Origin of the sequence: Dialister sp. i34-0019-2H8, assembly GCF_042846925.1 — a bacterium.
In the GTDB taxonomy this organism is placed as follows: Bacteria; Bacillota; Negativicutes; order Veillonellales; family Dialisteraceae; genus Dialister.
Genome location: NZ_BAABYQ010000001.1, coordinates 1,077,590 through 1,095,624, shown reverse-complemented (window position 1 = coordinate 1,095,624; position 18,035 = coordinate 1,077,590). Strand labels below are relative to the sequence as shown.

Here is an 18,035-nt window from a genome sequence, read left to right as displayed (position 1 = left end):
TAAGAGATGAGAAATACAGGCGATGCCGCCCTACTCCTCCGACTGCTTCTTCAATTTCGCCACGAAGAACCCATCGCTCTGTGCCTGATCCGGCCAGATGGTGAGCATACCCTTTTCGGATGCGCCAAGGCCTTCCAGCTGGAAATCGATCGGCGTAAATTCGGGATGATCTCTTAAAAATGCAGTCACGATGTCTTCATTTTCCTTGCTATTGAGCGTACAGGTACTATAGACGAGGGTGCCGCCTTTTTTCAGGTACTTGGCCGCTTCTTCGAGGAGGGCCTTCTGCAGGGGCGGAAATTCCTGCAGATCCTCTCTTGTCCTGCGCCAGCGGATCTCCACCTTGTGCGACAGGACGCCAAGCCCTGAGCAGGGCGCGTCGAGAAGGACCTTATCATATTTCTCATAAACGGCGGGCATGGGCTTCGTCGCATCGCGCGGCCCTGCGTGGATGATGGTGATGCCTTCCTTCTTCGCATTCTTTTTGATGAGGGCGATCTTGTGCGGATAGAGATCCCATGCATCGATCGAGCCCTCATTCCCCATCATTTCTGCCATCTGTGTGGTCTTGCTGCCAGGGGCCGCGCACATGTCGAGGACCGTCTCCCCCGCTTTCGGAGAGAGGACTTTCGCCGGCACCATAGAAGAAGCCGACTGCACGTAGGCAAGCCCTTCCTTCAGGACTGTGCCAAAGAAATGATTCGCCCCACTCTTGATCGTGAAGCCTTCCGGCAGATAGGGGATGGGCGCAGCTTCGATCCCTTTTTCTGAGAGGAGTTTCTCGAAGTCAGTCAGTGGCTGCTTCAAAGGATTCACACGGATGGTCATCGATGGGATCTCATTGAACGCAGAGAATACGGCATCCGCTTTTTCTGCGCCCCAGGCGTTCTGCCAGTCTTCAATGAGCCAGCGCGGCTGGTTATAGGTGAGCGCATCATGGAGGAGTGCATCTTCTTTTCTCGAAGGGATCCGGAAGCTGTCTTTTTTACGGAGGAAATTCCGAAGGACGCCGTTCACGAAACGGACATTGCCCGGATGCGTCACCTTCTTGGCGATCTTGACAGACTCATTCACCGCAGCCGACTCGGGGATGCGCGTCAAAAAGAGCAGCTGATAGAGGGAAAGACAAAGAAGGATCCGCACGGAAGGATGCAGCTTTTTCACCTTCTGCGTCGAAAGCTTCCCGATGATCCAGAGAAGGTGATTGTATTTCCGAAGGACGCCGTAGACGAGCTCTGTCAGAAGGTGCGCCTCCTCGGCCTTGAGCGGGTACTCTGCAAGGATGCGCTGGAGCACGATATTGCTATAGGCGTCTTTTTCAAGCACGTCGTAGAGCGCCTGATAGGCAAGGCGGCGCGCGGACGGTACGGGCTTAGCAGTCGAATGTGTCATTGACTTTCACCTGATATCCATTCACAAAGTCACCGGCAGCCATTCTCTTGTGGTTCTCCGGCTGCAGGGAGGAGATCGTAAGCGCTCCCTTTCCGCAGGCGATGGTAAGGCCGTCCTTCGTAGAAATGATGGTCCCCGGTGCTTCTTTACTTTCCCCATCGCTGACCTCGGCGCGATGGATCTTCACGCGCTTGCCGCGGAAGAAGGTATACGTCCCGGGATTCGGATACATGCCGCGAATGAGTGCATCAAGTGTTTTGGCATCCTTCGTCCAGTCGATGCGGCCCATCTCTTTCGTGACTTTTTCCGCATAGGTCGCTTTTTCATGATCCTGCGGCGTGGAGCGTGCGAGCTTTTCCGGAAGATCCTCCAGGACAGAGATCAGAGCCTTTGCTCCCATCTCTCCAAGCGCCTCGAAGAGCTCCCCTGCCGTCATATGAAGAGGGATATCCATCTGGACGGTCTCCACGATATTGCCGGTATCCATGCCCTGATCGAGCTGCATGATCGTGACGCCGGTCTTCTTCTCTCCGTCGATGATGACGCGCTGGATCGGAGCAGCGCCGCGATACTTCGGAAGGAGCGAAGCATGGACATTGATCGCGCCATAGGTCGGGATATCGAGCACCGCCTTCGGCAGGATGCGGCCATACGCGATGACGACGAGGAGGTCCGGCTTCAGCGCTTTCAGTGTCTCCACCTCCGAAGGGTCTTTGAAGGAGAGCGGCTGGTGGATCGGAATGTTGTGAGACATCGCAAATGTCTTCACCGGAGAATAATTGATCTTCTTCCCGCGGCCATTGATCTTATCCGGCTGTGTGTAGGCTGCGACGGGCGTATAGCCATGCTCCACCATGGCAGAAAGAGCAGGCAGACAGAAATCGGGCGTGCCCATGAATACGATGCGATAGTTATTCTTCATCTTTTGGTCCTTTGTGCAAAGAAATAGCTTTTTCAATAAAAAGAATCCCGTTCAGATGATCTGTCTCATGCTGGATGCAGCGTGCCAGAAGACCGGAGGCTTTCTTCACCTTCTTCTTACCGTGGATGTCCTGATAGCGGACGATGACACGTGCATAGCGCGTCACTTCCCCGAAAAGGCCCGGCACGGAGAGACAACCCTCCGAGTCCGTCGCCATCTCATCGCCGTCCGGCTGCCATTCGGGATTGATGTAGGCTTCGAATCCGCTTTCTCCGTCATCTGCGACAAAGATGCGCTTGGAGACTGCGATCTGCGGCGCTGCAAGTCCCACTCCGTTTGCTTCATACAGCGTTTTCTTCATATCAAGGATCAAAAATTTCAGTTTCTTATCGAAAGAAGTCACAGGCGCTGCGACCTCTTTCAGGATCGGGTTTCCGGCAGTAATAATTTCACTCAAAACGGGATCATTCCTTTCGTTTATAAAATAGTGGCTGGTAGCTAGGGATTAGGGATTAGGCTGTCGGGTTCAGGGTTAGCCGTGGGGCGTGCCGTCCCTTGATTACGTTTGAAAGCTTTGCTCTCTAAATTATATGAGTGAGGAGTGGTGGTGCCCGAAGATGGAATTTCAGTCACCAGTCACTAGCCACTCCTAATCCCCAATCCCTAGCTACTCATCCCTGCTTTCAAACTTCAGGGTTAGTCCCTAGGACGGGTCGCCCTTTGATTTCGTTTGAAAGCCTCGCTTGAATTAGCAATGAGAAATGAGAAATGGTGGTGCGGCGCATAAAATTATGGAAGCGCCGAGGAGGTTTGAAGCTAACGGTTTTCTCGTATCGCAAACCTAATCCCTAGCTACTAATCCCTAGTCACTCAAGGTTCCTCATTTTACATCGGGTCTACATCGATAATTATATCATTTTCTTCAAAGATCGGAGACTGTCTCATGGCAGATTTCAAAGAAGAAAGTGTCCGCCCTTTGATGAGGATGGAAATGTAGTACATATTCCGCACCCTCTTGATCGGCTCATCGAAGGGCGGCGTGAAGGTGGTGGGCACTGCGAGCTGGGGATTCACCTGCAAAAGCCAGTGATAGATGCGGTTTGCTTTTTCCGTCGCCGTCTTTTCCTCTTTATGGAAGCAGGTGATCTTCATCATGCGGGAAAAGGGCGGGTAATTCAGCAGGCGTCGGTACTCGATCTCCTGCCGGTAGAATCCTTCATAGTCCTGTCTGGCCGCCGCCTGAATGACATAGTGATCCGGATTATACGTCTGGAGCAGGACTTCCCCCTGCTCGCGGCCGCGGCCCGCACGGCCCGCACACTGGGTGATGAGGTTGAAGGTCTGCTCGGAGGCAAGGTAGCTCGGCATATTGAGCGGCCCATCTGCCGAAAGTATACCGACCGTCTGCACGCCGGGGATATCATGTCCCTTGGCCACCATCTGCGTGCCAAAAAGAATATCTATATCTCCGCGGCGGAATTTTTCCAGAATGGTCCGCGCGCTGTTCTTCTTCTGCGTACTGTCTACATCGAAGCGCTGGATGCGTGCTTCGGCAAGTGCCTCGTGCAATTCCTCCTCGACATGCTGCGTACCACGCCCGAGGTAGAGGATTTTCCGGCTGCGGCACTTCGGACATTCATGGGGCAGCGGATGCACTGTCTCGCAGTAATGGCATTTCAGCTGCGCAGTGTCTTTGTGATAGACCAAAGAAACATCGCAGTTCGGGCATTTGAAGACATAGCCGCAGTCAGCACACATGAGCGTCGTCGAGAAGCCGCGGCGGTTCAGAAGAAGGATGGACTTCTCTTTCCTTGCGATGGTCGCCCTGAGCATCTCCACCATCGGATGCGACAGCGCCTCCCCGGTGGGATCGCCCTTGAGGTCATAGATATGAATGGCGGGAAGCTTCGTCTGAAAGACGCGGTGCTTCATTTCCACAAGCTCGATCTTTCCCGTCTTCGCCGCATGGTACGTCGCGATCGAAGGCGTCGCGGCGCCGAGGACGATCGGGCAGTGGTAGATCTCCCCCATCATCTTGGCCGCATCACGCCCATTGTAGCGGGGCGTCTCTCCCTGCTTGTACGAGGAATCATACTCTTCATCGACGACGATGAGCTTCAGATGACGAAAGGGCATGAAGATCGCCGAACGCGAGCCGATGATGATCGTACTCTCGCCATTGGCGATGCGCTGGCGGTTGTTATAGCGCTCGCCCTTGCTAAGGCCGCTGTGAATGAAGACGACCTTGTCCCCTAAGAGTGAGGCGAAGTAGGATGTCATCTGGCTCGTCAGAGCGATCTCCGGCACCAGAATGAGAGCAGATCCGCCCCGTTCCAGCGCTCTCTCCGCGGCGCGCAGGTACACCTCTGTCTTCCCGCTCCCTGTCACCCCCTTCAGGAGGATGCCTTTGAATGCTTCCTGATCGACGGCTTTGGAGATCACGGAAAGCGCCTTTCGCTGCTCTTCCGTCAGCGCTCGATCCTTCCGTTTTTCCTGCTCATCGATCAGAGAAAAGGTCTTCTTTCTTTTATAAAAGACCTTTCCATAGCCGGAAAGGCAGAAGGCCTTCACGACACTCGAAGAAAAGCCCTTCTCCGCCGCCTCCCGAAAGGACATCGGTCCTTTCTCCGTGAGCGCCTGCCATAGGAGCGCCTGTTTCGGACTGCGCCGCTTCTGTGCCTCATCGGGCGCCTCATTCGGCGCGAGCCATTTCTCCAGCGGCTCTTTATGGACGGCGGAAAGCCGCTCCTTTCGGACAAGCCAGGCCGCCTTGACGCATTTCACGAGATCACTTCCAAGAAGGGTTTTCGCATCTTTTTCTGACAGACTGTCGACCGAAGGATCGATGAGCCCGCGAAGCTCTGCTTCCATCGGCACACGCGCCCAGTCGATCGTATACTCGGCCTCAGTCAGGATCCCCTTCTTGTCGATAAAGAAAAGTCGCAGCGCCTCGATCAGCATACACATATAATAGGAAGACAGCTTCCTCGCAAGTGCGAGCATTTCCTCCGTGAACCACGGGAAAGGATCGACCAGAGAGCGGATGGGAAGCAGCCGATAGGAGATCTTCTCTTCCTCCTCGCGGCGCACCGACAGGATGATCCCCTCCTCCGTGCGACGCGCAAAAGGTACGACGCAGCGATAGCCCACATCCGCTTGCCCGAGAAGCGCATCCGGGATCCGGTAAGAAAAGGTGCGGTTCAAGTGCTTCGACGGCCGATTGATCAAGACCTCAGCGATGGAAATCAGCATGACACCCTCCTTTCGGCGCAAAAAAAGAGAAGACACGAGAATATGTCTTCTCTATTTTAGCATATGAAGGAAAGGGGGTTGGGGTTAGCCCGTGGGGCATGCGGCCTCTGGATCAGGGATGAACGCTTTGCTTGAATGAGGAAGTAGGAATGGTGGTGGCGGCTTCGCCGAGATCGAGGGCTCAGGTCGCAGCTGTTCTGGCATTCGTTATCTCTCATACGACGTTTCTCGCCGCTCAGGATGACGAAACGGGGCGATACCCGCTTTCGGTATTCAAACCGCAAATCTCATTTCCCTCGGCCAGCCTCCTGCCCTTCGGGCATCCCCCTTCCCGAGGAAGGGGGCAGATGCATCATCAGCCTAATCCCTAGCCACTAATCCCTAGTCACTAATCACTCGCAGCACCTGTAAACCTGTTATTCTCAGATTCCTGCTTCTTTCTTCAGCACTTCCGCTTTATCGGTATGTTCCCACGGGAGGTCCACATCAGTGCGGCCGAAGTGACCATAGGCCGCAGTCTGCTTGTAGATCGGGCGGCGGAGATCGAGCATGTCGATGATGCCGGCCGGACGCAGTTCGAAATGTTTACGAATGAGTGCGACGATGGCTTCATCGGAGATCTTGCCGGTACCGAAGGTATCGACGAAGATGGAGACCGGACGTGCGACGCCGATGGCATAGGCGAGCTGGATCTCGCAACGGTCAGCGATGCCGGCAGCGACGATATTCTTCGCTACATAGCGAGCTGCATACGCTGCAGAACGGTCGACTTTCGTCGGATCCTTGCCGGAGAATGCACCGCCGCCATGACGAGCCATGCCGCCATAGGTATCGACGATGATCTTACGGCCGGTAAGACCGGCATCCCCCTGCGGGCCGCCGATGACGAAACGACCGGTCGGATTGATGAAGTATTTCGTATCCTGCAGGAATTTGGCCGGGATGGTCGGTTCGATGACATGTTTCACCATATCATCATGGATCTCTGCCTGGGTGACATCCGGGTCATGCTGCGTGGAAATGACGATGGTATCCACACGGACCGGCTTGCCGTCTTCATATTCGACAGTGACCTGCGTCTTGCCGTCCGGACGGAGGTAGGACAGTTCACCGGATTTTCTGACTTCTGCCAGACGGCGTGCCAGACGGTGCGCCAGTGCGATCGGCATCGGCAGATATTCCGGCGTTTCGTTCGATGCATAGCCGAACATCATCCCCTGATCGCCTGCGCCGATATCATACGGGTCGGCTTCATTGGATTTGGCTTCCAGAGACTTGTCGACGCCCATGGCGATATCCGGAGACTGCTCATCGAGTGCGATATTGATCCCCACGCTGTCAGCATCGAAGCCATAGGCAGATGTGGTGTAGCCGATGTCACGAATGGTATCGCGAATGACTTTCGGGAAAGCAATGTGCGCCGTGGTGGTGATCTCACCGAAGACATGCACCTGCCCCGTGGTGACGGTCGTCTCACAAGCGACACGGCCATTCGGGTCCTCTGCAAAGATCGCATCAAGAATGGCATCCGAGATCTGGTCACAGATCTTATCAGGATGCCCTTCGGTAACAGATTCAGAAGTGAATAAAACTTTTCTGGACATAGTGTTCCTCCTCAAAAAACGATGGGATTCTATGGAAAATCATTTTGCCATGGAAATACCGCTCCAATCACAGGATCGGTGTTTCCCTAAAACTAAAAAAGCTCTCCGCGCAGGGAGAGTCCAGTCTCTCATCTGCCAGCTTGCGCTGTTGGAATTAGCACCGGTTCCATCGGAATGGTTGCTGCAGCTTCCTTGGGCCAATCCCTCTGCTGCTCTGGATGAGTGATATTCAAATCGAAAATTATTGTAACATAGATATGCGCGTTAACGCAATAGAAAAATTCAAGTTCTAGGGCTGAGGCAAGCTGTGAGGCAGCAAAACAGAGATTCGCTGTCTTTGATCCCCAACCCCCTATCTCTGGGCCATGAACATGGACTGTCCGTTTCAACAGATTCAAAAACACGAAAGGGGCGCAGCATTCCTACCGCGCCCCTCTTCCTTTTATAATGATTTTGCCGCACACTTCTCCGCAGAGACCAGACTGCCATGCCTCTTTCATCGCAGGTCGCAAGACGATCATCCACAAAGAGAACCGCCCCATTCCCTACATATAGAACAGCAGGGTATCGATGATAAATACCGGGTACAGGATCAGTATCGCCCAGCCGATATACGCGAAGAAGCCGGGCATCTTGATGCCATCCTCTTCCGCGATCGCCTTGATCATGAAATTCGGTGCGTTACCGATATACGTATTGGCCCCCATGAAGACAGCACCTGCGGAGATCGCTTCCAGCATGAGCGGAGTGACCGTGCCGACGGTGGTCGCGATGCCTTCGGTCGCGCCAAGGCTCGCCGCAGTCTGCAGGAAAACAAGGTAGGTCGGGGTATTATCCAGACAGGAGGACAGGAGTCCGCACACCCAGAACATATGCCACGGCTGATCGATACCAAGCTCTGTGCCATGGACTTTGAGAAGCACGAGCGCCGGGATCATGGTGATGAAGATGCCGATGAAAAGAATACCGACATCGATCATCGGTGCCATGGAAAAAGCATTCGCCTTGTGGATACGATAGGGCGTAGTGTGAAGAGACAGGAAGGAAGCCAGAAGGATCAGTGCGATCTCCACGATCGTCGCATATGGGAATACGATGTCATCAAAGACTGCTACCCCTGCTCCATCCTTAAAGAATGGTACATATTCCGGCAGGAAACCATTGGCAATGACGCCGATGATGATGATGCCGATGTAGAGGAAATTGCGCTTCCCATCAATGTGGATCAGCGGCTCGCCTTCTGCCACCTTGATCTCCTCCGGCATGCGTCCTGCCGCCAGATCCTTTTTGTAATAATGGCGATCCATCAGGTAAAAAATGGCAAAAAGGATGACCATATTCACCAGAAGGATCGGCGTCAGCTGGAATGTCCATGCAAAGGGTACGCCTCGCTGGAATCCCATGAAAAGCGGCGGATCACCGAGCGGCGTAAGACACCCGCCCATATTCGCCACGAGGAAAATCAGGAAAACCATGATGTGCGAAACATGCCGGCGCCATGCATTGATGCGGATCAAAGGACGGATGAGCAGCATCGCAGCTCCCGTCGTACCGATCCAGCTCGCCATAAGCGTCCCGACAAGAAGGATCAGCGCATTCGTCTTCGGTGTGCCCGCCAGACGTCCGTCCACCATGATGCCCCCCGCTGTCGCGAAAAGACCAAATAAAAGTATGATGAAGGGCACGAAGTCCAGCAGCACAGCTTCAAGAAAACGCTCGAGGCCTTCCTGCCAGCCGTAAATGTACGAGAACGGGACCAGAAATGCGACACTCCAAAACAGAGCGACCCATTTTTCATTCTTCCGCCACCACAGGCCATTCACCAAAGGCACGAGGGCTACCGAAAGAAGCAATGCGACAAAAGGAATGATACTCCAAAGAGGCAGCGACATATTCACCGCCTGATGCACCGCTTCTTGAGCAGATACCAAGGGAGAAGACCCCGCAGTCAGCAAAATGGCGTACGGAAGTGCTTTGAGGGATCGACGCATAGTTTTCACCTTCCATCAAGATTATGAGTGGGGAATATACTTTTTATTATACCAATCATTAACGCACATGATTATTATTTATTTGTCTCCATTTCAAAGCCATATCATAGTCTAGGATTTATGCTTTTTGAAAGCACGTACGTATACCGCGTGTCATCCTATAGATTATAAGTTATGTCCGAAGTATCATATATGATATATATGTGAAAATATAGATAGCATGCAAAAACCGCGGCTCGATCGAGCCGCGGCGAGAATGAACAGATAAGGAAAGAAAGGAAAGTCAACAAGCCCTTGCGCCAGGGGCGATCGGCTGATGAAGATGCGTCTATAGGAAGCGCTCGATCACCGAGCCCCGATCACTACCACTAGAGGTAGAATAGCAGCGTATCAAGGATGAATACAGGGAAGAGAATTTCGAGCGACCATCCGATATACGCGAAGAACCCGGGCATATGGATATGGCTGTCTTCCGCGATCGCCTTGACCATGAAATTCGGAGCATTCCCGATGTACGTATTCGCTCCCATGAAGACAGCTCCCGCAGAGATCGCTTCGAGCATGACAGGCGTCACGGTGCCGACAGAGGTGATGACCCCGGACGCTGCCCCGAGGCTCCCTGCCGTCTGCAGGAAAACAAGGTATGTCGGTGTATTGTCCAAGAAGGAGGAAAGCGCCCCTGTGATCCAGAACATCTGCCATGGCTGATTGATGCCCAGAGCAGCGCCATGCGTCTCGAGAAGGACCAGTGCAGGGATCATGGTGACAAAGATGCCAGAGAAGAGAACAGCGACCCCTTTGATCGGATTCATGGAGAATTGGTTTTCCTTATGAATATTCGAAGGCGTGGTATGGATAGAAAGCTGGGCAGCCGTAAGGATCAGAATGATTTCTACCAAAGTGGAATACGGGAAAACGATTTCCTCAAAGATCGGGATCCCTGCCCCATTGGCAAAGAATGGAAAGGCTTCCGGCAGGAAGTTATTCGCCATGACACCCACGATGATGAGCAGGATGTAGAAGAAATTCTTTTTGCCATAGATCTTGACCAGCGGCGAATTATCATGGAGCTGCATATCGCTTGGCTGACGCCCGGCAGCCAGTTCTTTCTTGAAGTAATGGCGATCTATGAAATAGAAGGCAATAAAAAGAAGGATGAGATTCAGCACCAGGATCGGGAAGAGATGAAACGTCCATGTGAAAGGCACACCGCGCTGGAAGCCCATGAAAAGCGGCGGATCGCCAAGCGGTGTAAGGCAGCCGCCCATATTCGCCACAAGGAAGATCAGGAAAACCATGACATGCGCCTTTTCCTTGCGCCATTCATTGACACGGATCAATGGGCGGATGAAAAGCATAGCCGCACCCGTCGTTCCGATCCAGCTTGCCATGACCGTACCCACGAAAAGGATCAGCGAATTGATGATCGGCGTCCCGGCAAGCTTGCCATGGATCATAATGCCGCCCGCCGTCGCATACAGACCATACAGAAGGACAATGAAGGGAATGAAATCGAGCAGGATCGATTCCAAGAGACGATAGATCCCTTCAGAAATACCATACGCATACGAGAATGGTATAAGGAAGAAGAGCGCACACCCGAGCGATACCCACTTCGTATTCTTCGCCCACCACAAGCCATTGATCAATGGGACAAAGGCCACTGCGAGCAGCATGACAACGAATGGGATGACGCTCCAAAAGGGAAGCGACTGATTCACCGCCTCATGAAAGACTTCATCCGCGGAAACAGCTGGGATCGAGCCAGCGGTCAAAAGAATGCTATAGAAAATACCCTTGGTAAACTTGGACATGGGACTTCACCTTCTGAATGAATGCTTATGATTTCCGAAACAACATAGATGCCATAGACAGGACTGATAGTCAGATCAGACTTATCCACTAGACCCGCAAACCATTCGTTTTTGATACCGGAGATCGATCCATCGTATCATTCTAAAATGAAACGCTTCATTTTTAATCGCGAATTCATCATGTAAAGCAGTCATGGCTTTAGAATAATTGATGACTCTTCTCATGCTGATTCCCCCTTATTCGTGTTTTTTGTAACAATTTCAATTATAGCACCATTATCTGAAATGTTTATTATTTATTCATGCCAAGTTTTTATTATTTCTATAGATTGCAATTCATATTTTTAACTTTTCTTCTCCTTGCGCTCTTAAAACGAATGCGTAATCTATGAATATGGCTTCCTATAAAATATAAATATACACTTCATGGTTACTGTGTATACAGCCTATCGTCAACGGTCGTCTTCCGGTTGACTTATCCATTAAAGACCATCACCCAATAAAAAACACGGCATCCTTTCGGATACCGTGTTTTTTTAAGGCATTGCTTCTTGCGCTGCATCAGCTTCTTTAAAGCTATTTAAGGAAGCTGATGACGAAGCCATGTATAAAAATCCATATGAAATTCGACTCTGCGATTGAATCAGCGTTTCCTTAAAATGTATGTCGCAATAGCAGGTACACCAAAGCGCCGACAGCGGCCGTACAGGGGATCGTCATGACCCATGCCGAGACCATCTGGTAAGCAACACTCCAGTGGACCGCACGGAAACGCTTCGCCCAGCCCACGCCCATGATGGAGCCGGTGACGACATGCGTGGTCGATACAGGGAGATGCAGCATGGTCGCAGAGAAAATGATAAGGGAAGAGTTCAGATCTGCCGCAAGACCATTGACCGGCTGCATGCGGAAGATCTTATTTCCGACAGTACGGATGATACGCCAGCCACCGACACTGGTACCGGCACACATCGCCGTCGCGCATGCCACTTTGACTTCCCACGGCACCTCGAGCGCTCCGATATAGCCGCCCGACAACAGTGCCAGAGTAATGATGCCCATCGACTTCTGCGCATCATTCGAGCCATGAGAAAACGCCATGAGTGCTGCCGATGCCATCTGGATGTGACGGGAGATGTAATTCACGCGCGACTTCCCTACATTTCTGAAAAGAACATAGAGGAGCGTCATGATAATATAGCCCATGCCAAGAGCAACGATCGGAGAGCAGACGAGGCCGATGACGATTGTCAACACCCCGGCAAGATGGATCGCGCCTGTACCGTAAGAGATGATGACTGCACCGATGACGCCGCCGATCAGTGCATGAGATGACGAGGACGGCATCCCGATACGCCAGGTGAATAGATTCCAGAAGATCGCAGAGGCAAGCGCCGCGATAAGGACGACAGAGTCGACCATATGCGGAGAGGTGACGATCTCCCCGCCAATGGTCTTCGCCACCCCGGTAGAGATCATGGCGCCGACAAAGTTCAAAAAAGCAGACATCATGATCGCTATCTTGGGGCTGAGTGCGCGCGTCGCCACACAAGTCGCGATAGCATTAGCCGTATCGTGGAAGCCATTGATAAAATCAAAGCAGAGTGCCAGAATGATAACAAGCCCCACAAGGTACATATCAGGCATATTTCATGACCACCTCTTTGATCAGGTTTGCTACCTTCTCCGCCCGATCGCAGGTGTCCTCCATCGCTTCCATGATCTCCTTCCAGCGAATGATCTCCATGACATCGTGACTGCCATCGAAGAGATCGGAAATAGACTGGCGATAGATCGCATCCCCTTCGCTCTCGAGCTGATTCAGCTTGCGGGTACGCTGGCCGATCTCGATCTCATTCTTGTCGATGTCTTTCAAAAGTCGGAAAAGGACGATCAGCTCCTCAGCCATTTCGACCAGGATATCCGACATGCGCACCGGCAGCTTCGAGCCAATGCCCGCATGATACAGCTTCATGGAAAGCACGACATCCTGAATGTCATCGACACAGTCATCGAGTGTGGAAGTCAGCATAAAAAAATCTTCCCTATCGATCGGTGTGATGAAGACATGGCGCATCTTCGCTGCAATGTCATGTGTCACGCGATCTGCCGCATGCTCCAGATTCTTCACTTCCTTCGAGTATTTTTCCAGCTTCGTCGGGTCCTGCAGTACCTCTTTCGCCATCAGAGTGCCTTTGTGGAAATACTCTGCATTCGTCACAAGGAAATCGAAAAACTCTTCATGCTTATTCACCAGACTGAACATAACGTCTAACGTCCTCCGTTTTACCAAAAACATACGTATGTCTTTATGATATCTTATGAATGTAAAGCCTGTGTAAAATCCTTGACAAAATCTTCAACTTATCGAAAATCATTTATCTTGATTATAGCTGAAATCATGCGTTTTTTGAATGGGTTCATACAAATCTAATTGTATCTCAGGAAAAAGGTAATCTCAGGATTAGGGATTAGTAGCTAGGGATTCGGAGTATCAAGTGACTGGTGACTAGTGACTCGTGAGTGGAATACTACTTTCGGGCATCGCCCCATATATACTTGCGGCGGAGCCGCCACCTTCATTTCTCATTTCTCATTTCTCATTTCTCATTTCTAATTCGCGCATAGTTCTCATTCATAATCAGTGGACGGAGCCACCCCAAGAGCTCCCCCCTCCCCTTGACAGAATATCGATAATCATCTATACTGTCTATAGATGAGAAATTTCTCATCCCCTTCCACATTCCGGGGAGAATGTGGATTCTTTATGTATGCAAGTCCTACGAGTGTAAAAGGAGGAATTTTACCATGGAAGAAGCAAAAGTATTAGAAGAAATGAAACGCCTCGCCGGCACACAGACAGAAAAAAACCTGCGTGCTGCCTTCGCCGGAGAATCCCAGGCTCATGTGAAATACAACCTGTTTGCTGCAGAAGCGGAAAAGGATCCGTCCATCTCCCGCCAGATCGCTGATATTTTCAGAGAAACCGGCGCCAATGAAAAAGCCCATGCCAAACTGTGGTTCTGGCTCGTCGGTGATCTCAAGAAGACCACCGCAGAACACCTGAAAATGGCCGCTGCCGGTGAAAACGGTGAATGGACTTCCATGTATCCGGAATTCGCTGCTACCGCAGAAAAAGAAGGCTTCCCGCAGATCGCTTTCCTGCTCTCCAAAGTCGGCGAGATCGAAAAGCAGCATGAAGCACGCTATAAACTGCTGCTGGCTAATGTCGAAAACGGCCAGGTCTTCAAGAAAGGCGAAAAGAAACTTTGGATGTGCGCTAACTGCGGCTACACCGTAGAATCCGTAGAAGCACCGGAAGAATGTCCGGTATGCGGCCATCCGCAGAGCTTCTTCGCCATCAAAGCGGAAAACTACTAATAAGTCATTAAGGTAAGTCATCAAAAAGCCCCCGACATTTGATCAGCCCCTGTCAAGGTAGACATGGCAAATATCTAAAAAATTATAGCCGTAAGTTCCATGTTGGTGTTTTAGTATCAGCATGGGATTTGCGGCATTTTGTTATGCCGCGAATTTTGCTTTGTATTTCTGAATCCGTTTGTTCTCGGCAATCGGGAACTGTTCCGGGTTCTTCGCGTGCAGAGCTGCCATGCGAACTTCCATTGGCGTCCTTACTCCAAATCGTTCCTGAAAACGTTCGTAATTGTAAAAATGGACGTATTGGTCGATGGCCGAACGCAGCTCGCCGCCGCTGCTGAACTTATTCAGGGAATACATCTCTGTCTTCACAATTCCCCAGAAACCTTCCACTGGGCAATTGTCGATGCAATGCCCAACACGGGACATGGATTGCTCCATCCTCTGCTTCGAGAGCTTGAACTGGAATGCTTTACTGGTATACTGGAACCCCCGGTCACTGTGGAACAACGGGTGTGCTTCCGGATTTTTGCGAATCGCCTGCTCAAATGTGTCAAACACCAGCTTATTGTCATTGCGTCCGCTTATGACGTAGGCGACAATCGACCGGTCATAGAGATCGAGGATGGCGCTCAAATAGAGCTTTTTGACGACTGATCCTTCGTACCATTTGAATTCTGTCACGTCCGTTGCCCACTTCTGGTTCGGTCGTTCTGCCTGAAAACCCCTGTGAAGGATGTTCTCTGATGTGGCTTCTGGTGTGGTCCTTCTGTATTTTGCCTTCTTGCACCGGATCACGGAATGGATATTGAGCTCCTTCATGAGTCGATGAATGCGGTTCCTGCTGTAATGCGTGTGGTTCAGGCGATTGATCCAATCAGTCATGCGCCGATAGCCCAGGATGTGGTGGAATCGTTCATCATACTCTTGGATCAGTTGGGCGATGATCTCGTTTTCTTTTTCCGCTTTTGGGACATCTCGCTTCAGCCATTGATAATAGGATGCTCTCGTAATACCTACCTGACCACACAGCCAGCAAATGCCCCAGCCCTTTTCTGCGTGGCACTGCTGGATTGCTTCATAGGTTATGGCATGGCGCAGCCTGCCAAGTTTCACCTCCCTTCCAGGGCTTTCAATTTTTTTAAGAAATAGACCAACCTCTCCTGTTCCTCAAGCTGCCGTTTCAAGCGCCGGTTCTCACGCCGGAGACGTTCCATCTCGTCAACTTCTTCGTCGGTTTTATGATGTCCGCGCCGGTCGGTAAGGCCAGCTTCCCCGTCAGCGACGTATTTCCTCACCCAATCGTATACCTGACTGTAGGAAACGTCATAGTGCGCAGCGGTGTCCTTGTAGTTCTTGCCATGCGATAGACAATACTCCACAATCTCCTTGCGCTCCGAAAGCGATGTTTTCTTTCTTGCTCCTGCCATATAGACCTCCCGTTTTGGATCGTAGTCCTTAAGTTCTATATGGTCATTATACTGCTTCATCCAGTGCCGGAGAACGGAACGGCTTGAAATGTTGTATTTTGCTACGATGTTGTCAATGCTGCCCTCGCCACGTAGCACGGCAAGGACGCAGCTTGCCTTGAATTCCTTGCTGTAGCTTGCGTTCCCAGCTCTATCCATGAAAGAGGCCTCGCCCTGTTTCTCGTATTTCCTTACCCAGCCACGAAGACTCCGCTCGGATATCCCATTCGCTCTGGCGATTTGTCGGTAAGATCCTTTGCCGGAAAGATATTCTCTCACTCTGGCAAGCATCCAATCTGCTGAATGTTTCCTTTTGGCCATTAAAAAAATCCCCCTAAAGCAGTTTGGTTATTTACCTTGTCTGCTTTAGGGGGATCATATCAATTCTGGCAGGGGCTTTTTGATTGGGATTCAAGGTCAACCTGCACAGCGTATCGCCCTTTGATTGTGAATGAAAGCTCTACACGCCAGTGAGAATTGAGAAGTGTTGGTGCGAATCAGAAGCGCCGCAGAGCTTCATATAAGGAAACTACGAGAGAACGGGCTATCCCCCCATTTCCTTTTATCCCATCACACATGGTGAATACCACTTCCCCGTATCGTCATTTCGAGCGAATGCGAGAAATCTTCCTTGCACGCCGGTAAAACGATGACCGTAGGATAACGTGAAGCCAATGATCCCAAGCGATTTTTACGTAACCGCCTGCATGCAGAATACCGCTGCAGCGTGGAGATCTCTCGACTACGCTCGAGATGACTATACGAGAGAACGGACTATCCCCCATTTCATCCATCACGCACGGAGAATGCCGCTTCCCCGTATCGTCATTTCGAGCGAAATCGAGAAATCTTTGTCATCCGCGGGCAGGCGTTTCCCGCACACTTGCATGAACGCGACTGACGATTTCAAACAATGGTTTGCATACCGCCAGTGCCCTATCCGCCCTTTGGGCACCTTCCCCTAGAGGGGAAGGCTGCGATACGAGAATACCATCTTCTAAAAAAGGGCGGCGAAGCCGCCACGAGAGCCCTGAACCTTGACCCAAATGAAAGCAAAGTAAAAAGGGGCTGTGAAGAAATGAAGATTCATTTCTTCACAGCCCCTTTCAAACAGAGCCGTATTACCAAAGTCTCACAGCCGGTTTCTTATCCGGTTCACCGAAGCGGTGGATGGTATCTACAAAACGGACCGTACCGGTCTTGTAGCGGAGGACCAGCGTGCTGGTTCTGGCACCGCCGCCAAAGTAGCGGACGCCTTTCAGCATCGCGCAGTCGGTGATCGCCGTTTCCGAGAAGATGCAGTCATCGCCTTTGACAAGGTCATCTAAGGTCAGGACCTTGTTCGGATCGGTGATGCCCATAGCATGCAGACGGCGGACTTCTTCTTCCGTGTGCGGGAGCAGCTTCGCCTGCATATCACCGCCGAGACATTTCAGACCGACAGCGGCCAGGACGCCTTCCGGCGCACCGCCGGAGCCGAGGACCATATGAATACCGCTGCCCTGAATGCCGCAGTCGATGGACGGTACGACATCCCCATCGGTGATGAGACGGATGCGTGCACCGGCTTCTCTGGCTTCGCGGATGATGCCTTCATGTCTTTCACGATCAAGGACAACAATGGTGAGATCAGAGATTTCACGATCCATCGCTTTCGCTACGCGGGTCAGGTTTTCAGTGACAGATGCATTGATATCGATGCATCCCTTCGCTCTCGGGCCGACGCAGATCTTCTGCATATACATATCCGGTGCGTGGAGCAGGCAGCCTTTCGGTGCAATAGCAAGGACCGCGATCGCGCCATCTTTGCCCTTCGCTACCAGGTTCGTCCCTTCGACCGGGTCGACAGCGATGTCGACCTCTTCTCCGCCCTGACCGACTTTTTCGCCGATATACAGCATCGGTGCTTCATCAATCTCGCCTTCGCCGATGACGACAGTGCCGGAGACCGGTGTCTTGGCAAACTGCTGGTGCATGCCGTCTACCGCAGCCTGATCCGCGCCTTCCTTATCGCCTGTCCCCATCAAACGACCAGCCAGAAGTGCAGCCTGTTCTGTGATTCTTACAAATTCCATTGAAAGTTGTCTGTTCATTGTATGCCTCCACAATAGTATACTTTCTCTTTCACAGTTATCGTTATTGTATCATACTTATAGAAATAATGTAGTATACACTTTTCGTTTTTAGAAAATTCTAATAATATAAGGTCATTG

The 18,035-nt window shown here is 51.6% G+C and carries 13 protein-coding genes and 1 riboswitch; of the genes, 1 reads left to right on the top strand and 12 read right to left on the bottom strand.

What is annotated here, in order from left to right:
• Positions 1-30: 30 nt before the first annotated feature.
• The 9 genes from rsmB to ACGG9R_RS04520 form a co-directional block, all read right to left on the bottom strand.
• The gene (gene rsmB / locus ACGG9R_RS04560; RefSeq protein ID WP_390152022.1) at positions 31-1,392 is read right to left on the bottom strand and encodes a 16S rRNA (cytosine(967)-C(5))-methyltransferase RsmB; all 1,362 of its coding nucleotides are present in this window, start codon (positions 1,390-1,392) and stop codon (positions 31-33) included.
• A complete protein-coding gene (gene fmt / locus ACGG9R_RS04555; RefSeq protein WP_390152019.1) occupies positions 1,373-2,314 on the bottom strand; it encodes a methionyl-tRNA formyltransferase in 942 nt (313 codons plus the stop codon). Before fmt ends, rsmB begins: the two co-directional genes overlap by 20 nt.
• Positions 2,304-2,771, bottom strand: coding sequence for a peptide deformylase (def, locus tag ACGG9R_RS04550; protein WP_390152016.1), 468 nt, complete (start codon positions 2,769-2,771; stop codon positions 2,304-2,306). Before def ends, fmt begins: the two co-directional genes overlap by 11 nt.
• 428 nt (positions 2,772-3,199) lie before the next feature.
• The gene (gene priA, locus ACGG9R_RS04545) at positions 3,200-5,566 is read right to left on the bottom strand and encodes a primosomal protein N' (protein WP_390152013.1); all 2,367 of its coding nucleotides are present in this window, start codon (positions 5,564-5,566) and stop codon (positions 3,200-3,202) included.
• A gap of 422 nt (positions 5,567-5,988) precedes the next feature.
• The gene (metK, locus tag ACGG9R_RS04540) at positions 5,989-7,170 is read right to left on the bottom strand and encodes a methionine adenosyltransferase (protein ID WP_022106534.1); all 1,182 of its coding nucleotides are present in this window, start codon (positions 7,168-7,170) and stop codon (positions 5,989-5,991) included.
• Between the two features lie 125 nt (positions 7,171-7,295).
• Positions 7,296-7,395, bottom strand: a riboswitch (SAM riboswitch).
• Positions 7,396-7,715: 320 nt separating this feature from the next.
• Positions 7,716-9,161, bottom strand: a complete 1,446-nt coding sequence (locus ACGG9R_RS04535) for a sodium:proton antiporter (RefSeq protein WP_390152009.1) — start codon at positions 9,159-9,161, stop codon at positions 7,716-7,718.
• A gap of 368 nt (positions 9,162-9,529) precedes the next feature.
• Entirely contained in the window at positions 9,530-10,975 is a 1,446-nt protein-coding gene (locus tag ACGG9R_RS04530; protein ID WP_390152006.1) for a sodium:proton antiporter, read from the bottom strand.
• 654 nt (positions 10,976-11,629) lie between these two features.
• On the bottom strand, positions 11,630-12,622 hold the full coding sequence (locus tag ACGG9R_RS04525) for an anion permease (RefSeq protein ID WP_390152004.1): 993 nt from the start codon (positions 12,620-12,622) through the stop codon (positions 11,630-11,632).
• Complete coding sequence (locus ACGG9R_RS04520) at positions 12,615-13,241, bottom strand: DUF47 domain-containing protein (protein ID WP_390152001.1); 627 nt, start codon at positions 13,239-13,241, stop codon at positions 12,615-12,617. Before ACGG9R_RS04520 ends, ACGG9R_RS04525 begins: the two co-directional genes overlap by 8 nt.
• 542 nt (positions 13,242-13,783) lie before the next feature.
• Here ACGG9R_RS04520 and rbr point away from each other — a divergent pair.
• The gene (gene rbr, locus ACGG9R_RS04515; protein WP_390151999.1) at positions 13,784-14,356 is read left to right on the top strand and encodes a rubrerythrin; all 573 of its coding nucleotides are present in this window, start codon (positions 13,784-13,786) and stop codon (positions 14,354-14,356) included.
• Between the two features lie 141 nt (positions 14,357-14,497).
• On the opposite strand, the gene ACGG9R_RS04510 is transcribed toward rbr, so the two are convergent.
• The 3 genes from ACGG9R_RS04510 to glpX all read right to left on the bottom strand — a co-directional run bounded on the left by ACGG9R_RS04510 (position 14,498) and on the right by glpX (position 17,915).
• Positions 14,498-15,469, bottom strand: a complete 972-nt coding sequence (locus ACGG9R_RS04510; RefSeq protein WP_390151397.1) for an IS3 family transposase — start codon at positions 15,467-15,469, stop codon at positions 14,498-14,500.
• A complete protein-coding gene (locus tag ACGG9R_RS04505; RefSeq protein ID WP_390151395.1) occupies positions 15,466-16,143 on the bottom strand; it encodes a helix-turn-helix domain-containing protein in 678 nt (225 codons plus the stop codon). The genes ACGG9R_RS04510 and ACGG9R_RS04505 overlap by 4 nt, the downstream gene beginning before the upstream one ends.
• 800 nt (positions 16,144-16,943) lie before the next feature.
• Positions 16,944-17,915 carry a class II fructose-bisphosphatase gene (glpX, locus tag ACGG9R_RS04500; protein WP_022106542.1) on the bottom strand — a complete coding sequence of 324 codons (972 nt, stop codon included), beginning with the start codon at positions 17,913-17,915 and terminating at the stop codon, positions 16,944-16,946.
• Positions 17,916-18,035 lie beyond the last annotated feature (120 nt).

Coding starts and splice junctions, on each gene's coding strand:
- rsmB (WP_390152022.1), bottom strand. CDS start 1,392: ATGACACATTCGACTGCTAAGCCCGTACCGTCCGCGCGCCGCCTTGCC.
- fmt (WP_390152019.1), bottom strand. CDS start 2,314: ATGAAGAATAACTATCGCATCGTATTCATGGGCACGCCCGATTTCTGT.
- priA (WP_390152013.1), bottom strand. CDS start 5,566: ATGCTGATTTCCATCGCTGAGGTCTTGATCAATCGGCCGTCGAAGCAC.
- metK (WP_022106534.1), bottom strand. CDS start 7,170: ATGTCCAGAAAAGTTTTATTCACTTCTGAATCTGTTACCGAAGGGCAT.
- ACGG9R_RS04535 (WP_390152009.1), bottom strand. CDS start 9,161: ATGCGTCGATCCCTCAAAGCACTTCCGTACGCCATTTTGCTGACTGCG.
- ACGG9R_RS04530 (WP_390152006.1), bottom strand. CDS start 10,975: ATGTCCAAGTTTACCAAGGGTATTTTCTATAGCATTCTTTTGACCGCT.
- ACGG9R_RS04525 (WP_390152004.1), bottom strand. CDS start 12,622: ATGCCTGATATGTACCTTGTGGGGCTTGTTATCATTCTGGCACTCTGC.
- ACGG9R_RS04520 (WP_390152001.1), bottom strand. CDS start 13,241: ATGTTCAGTCTGGTGAATAAGCATGAAGAGTTTTTCGATTTCCTTGTG.
- rbr (WP_390151999.1), top strand. CDS start 13,784: ATGGAAGAAGCAAAAGTATTAGAAGAAATGAAACGCCTCGCCGGCACA.
- ACGG9R_RS04505 (WP_390151395.1), bottom strand. CDS start 16,143: ATGGCCAAAAGGAAACATTCAGCAGATTGGATGCTTGCCAGAGTGAGA.
- glpX (WP_022106542.1), bottom strand. CDS start 17,915: ATGAACAGACAACTTTCAATGGAATTTGTAAGAATCACAGAACAGGCT.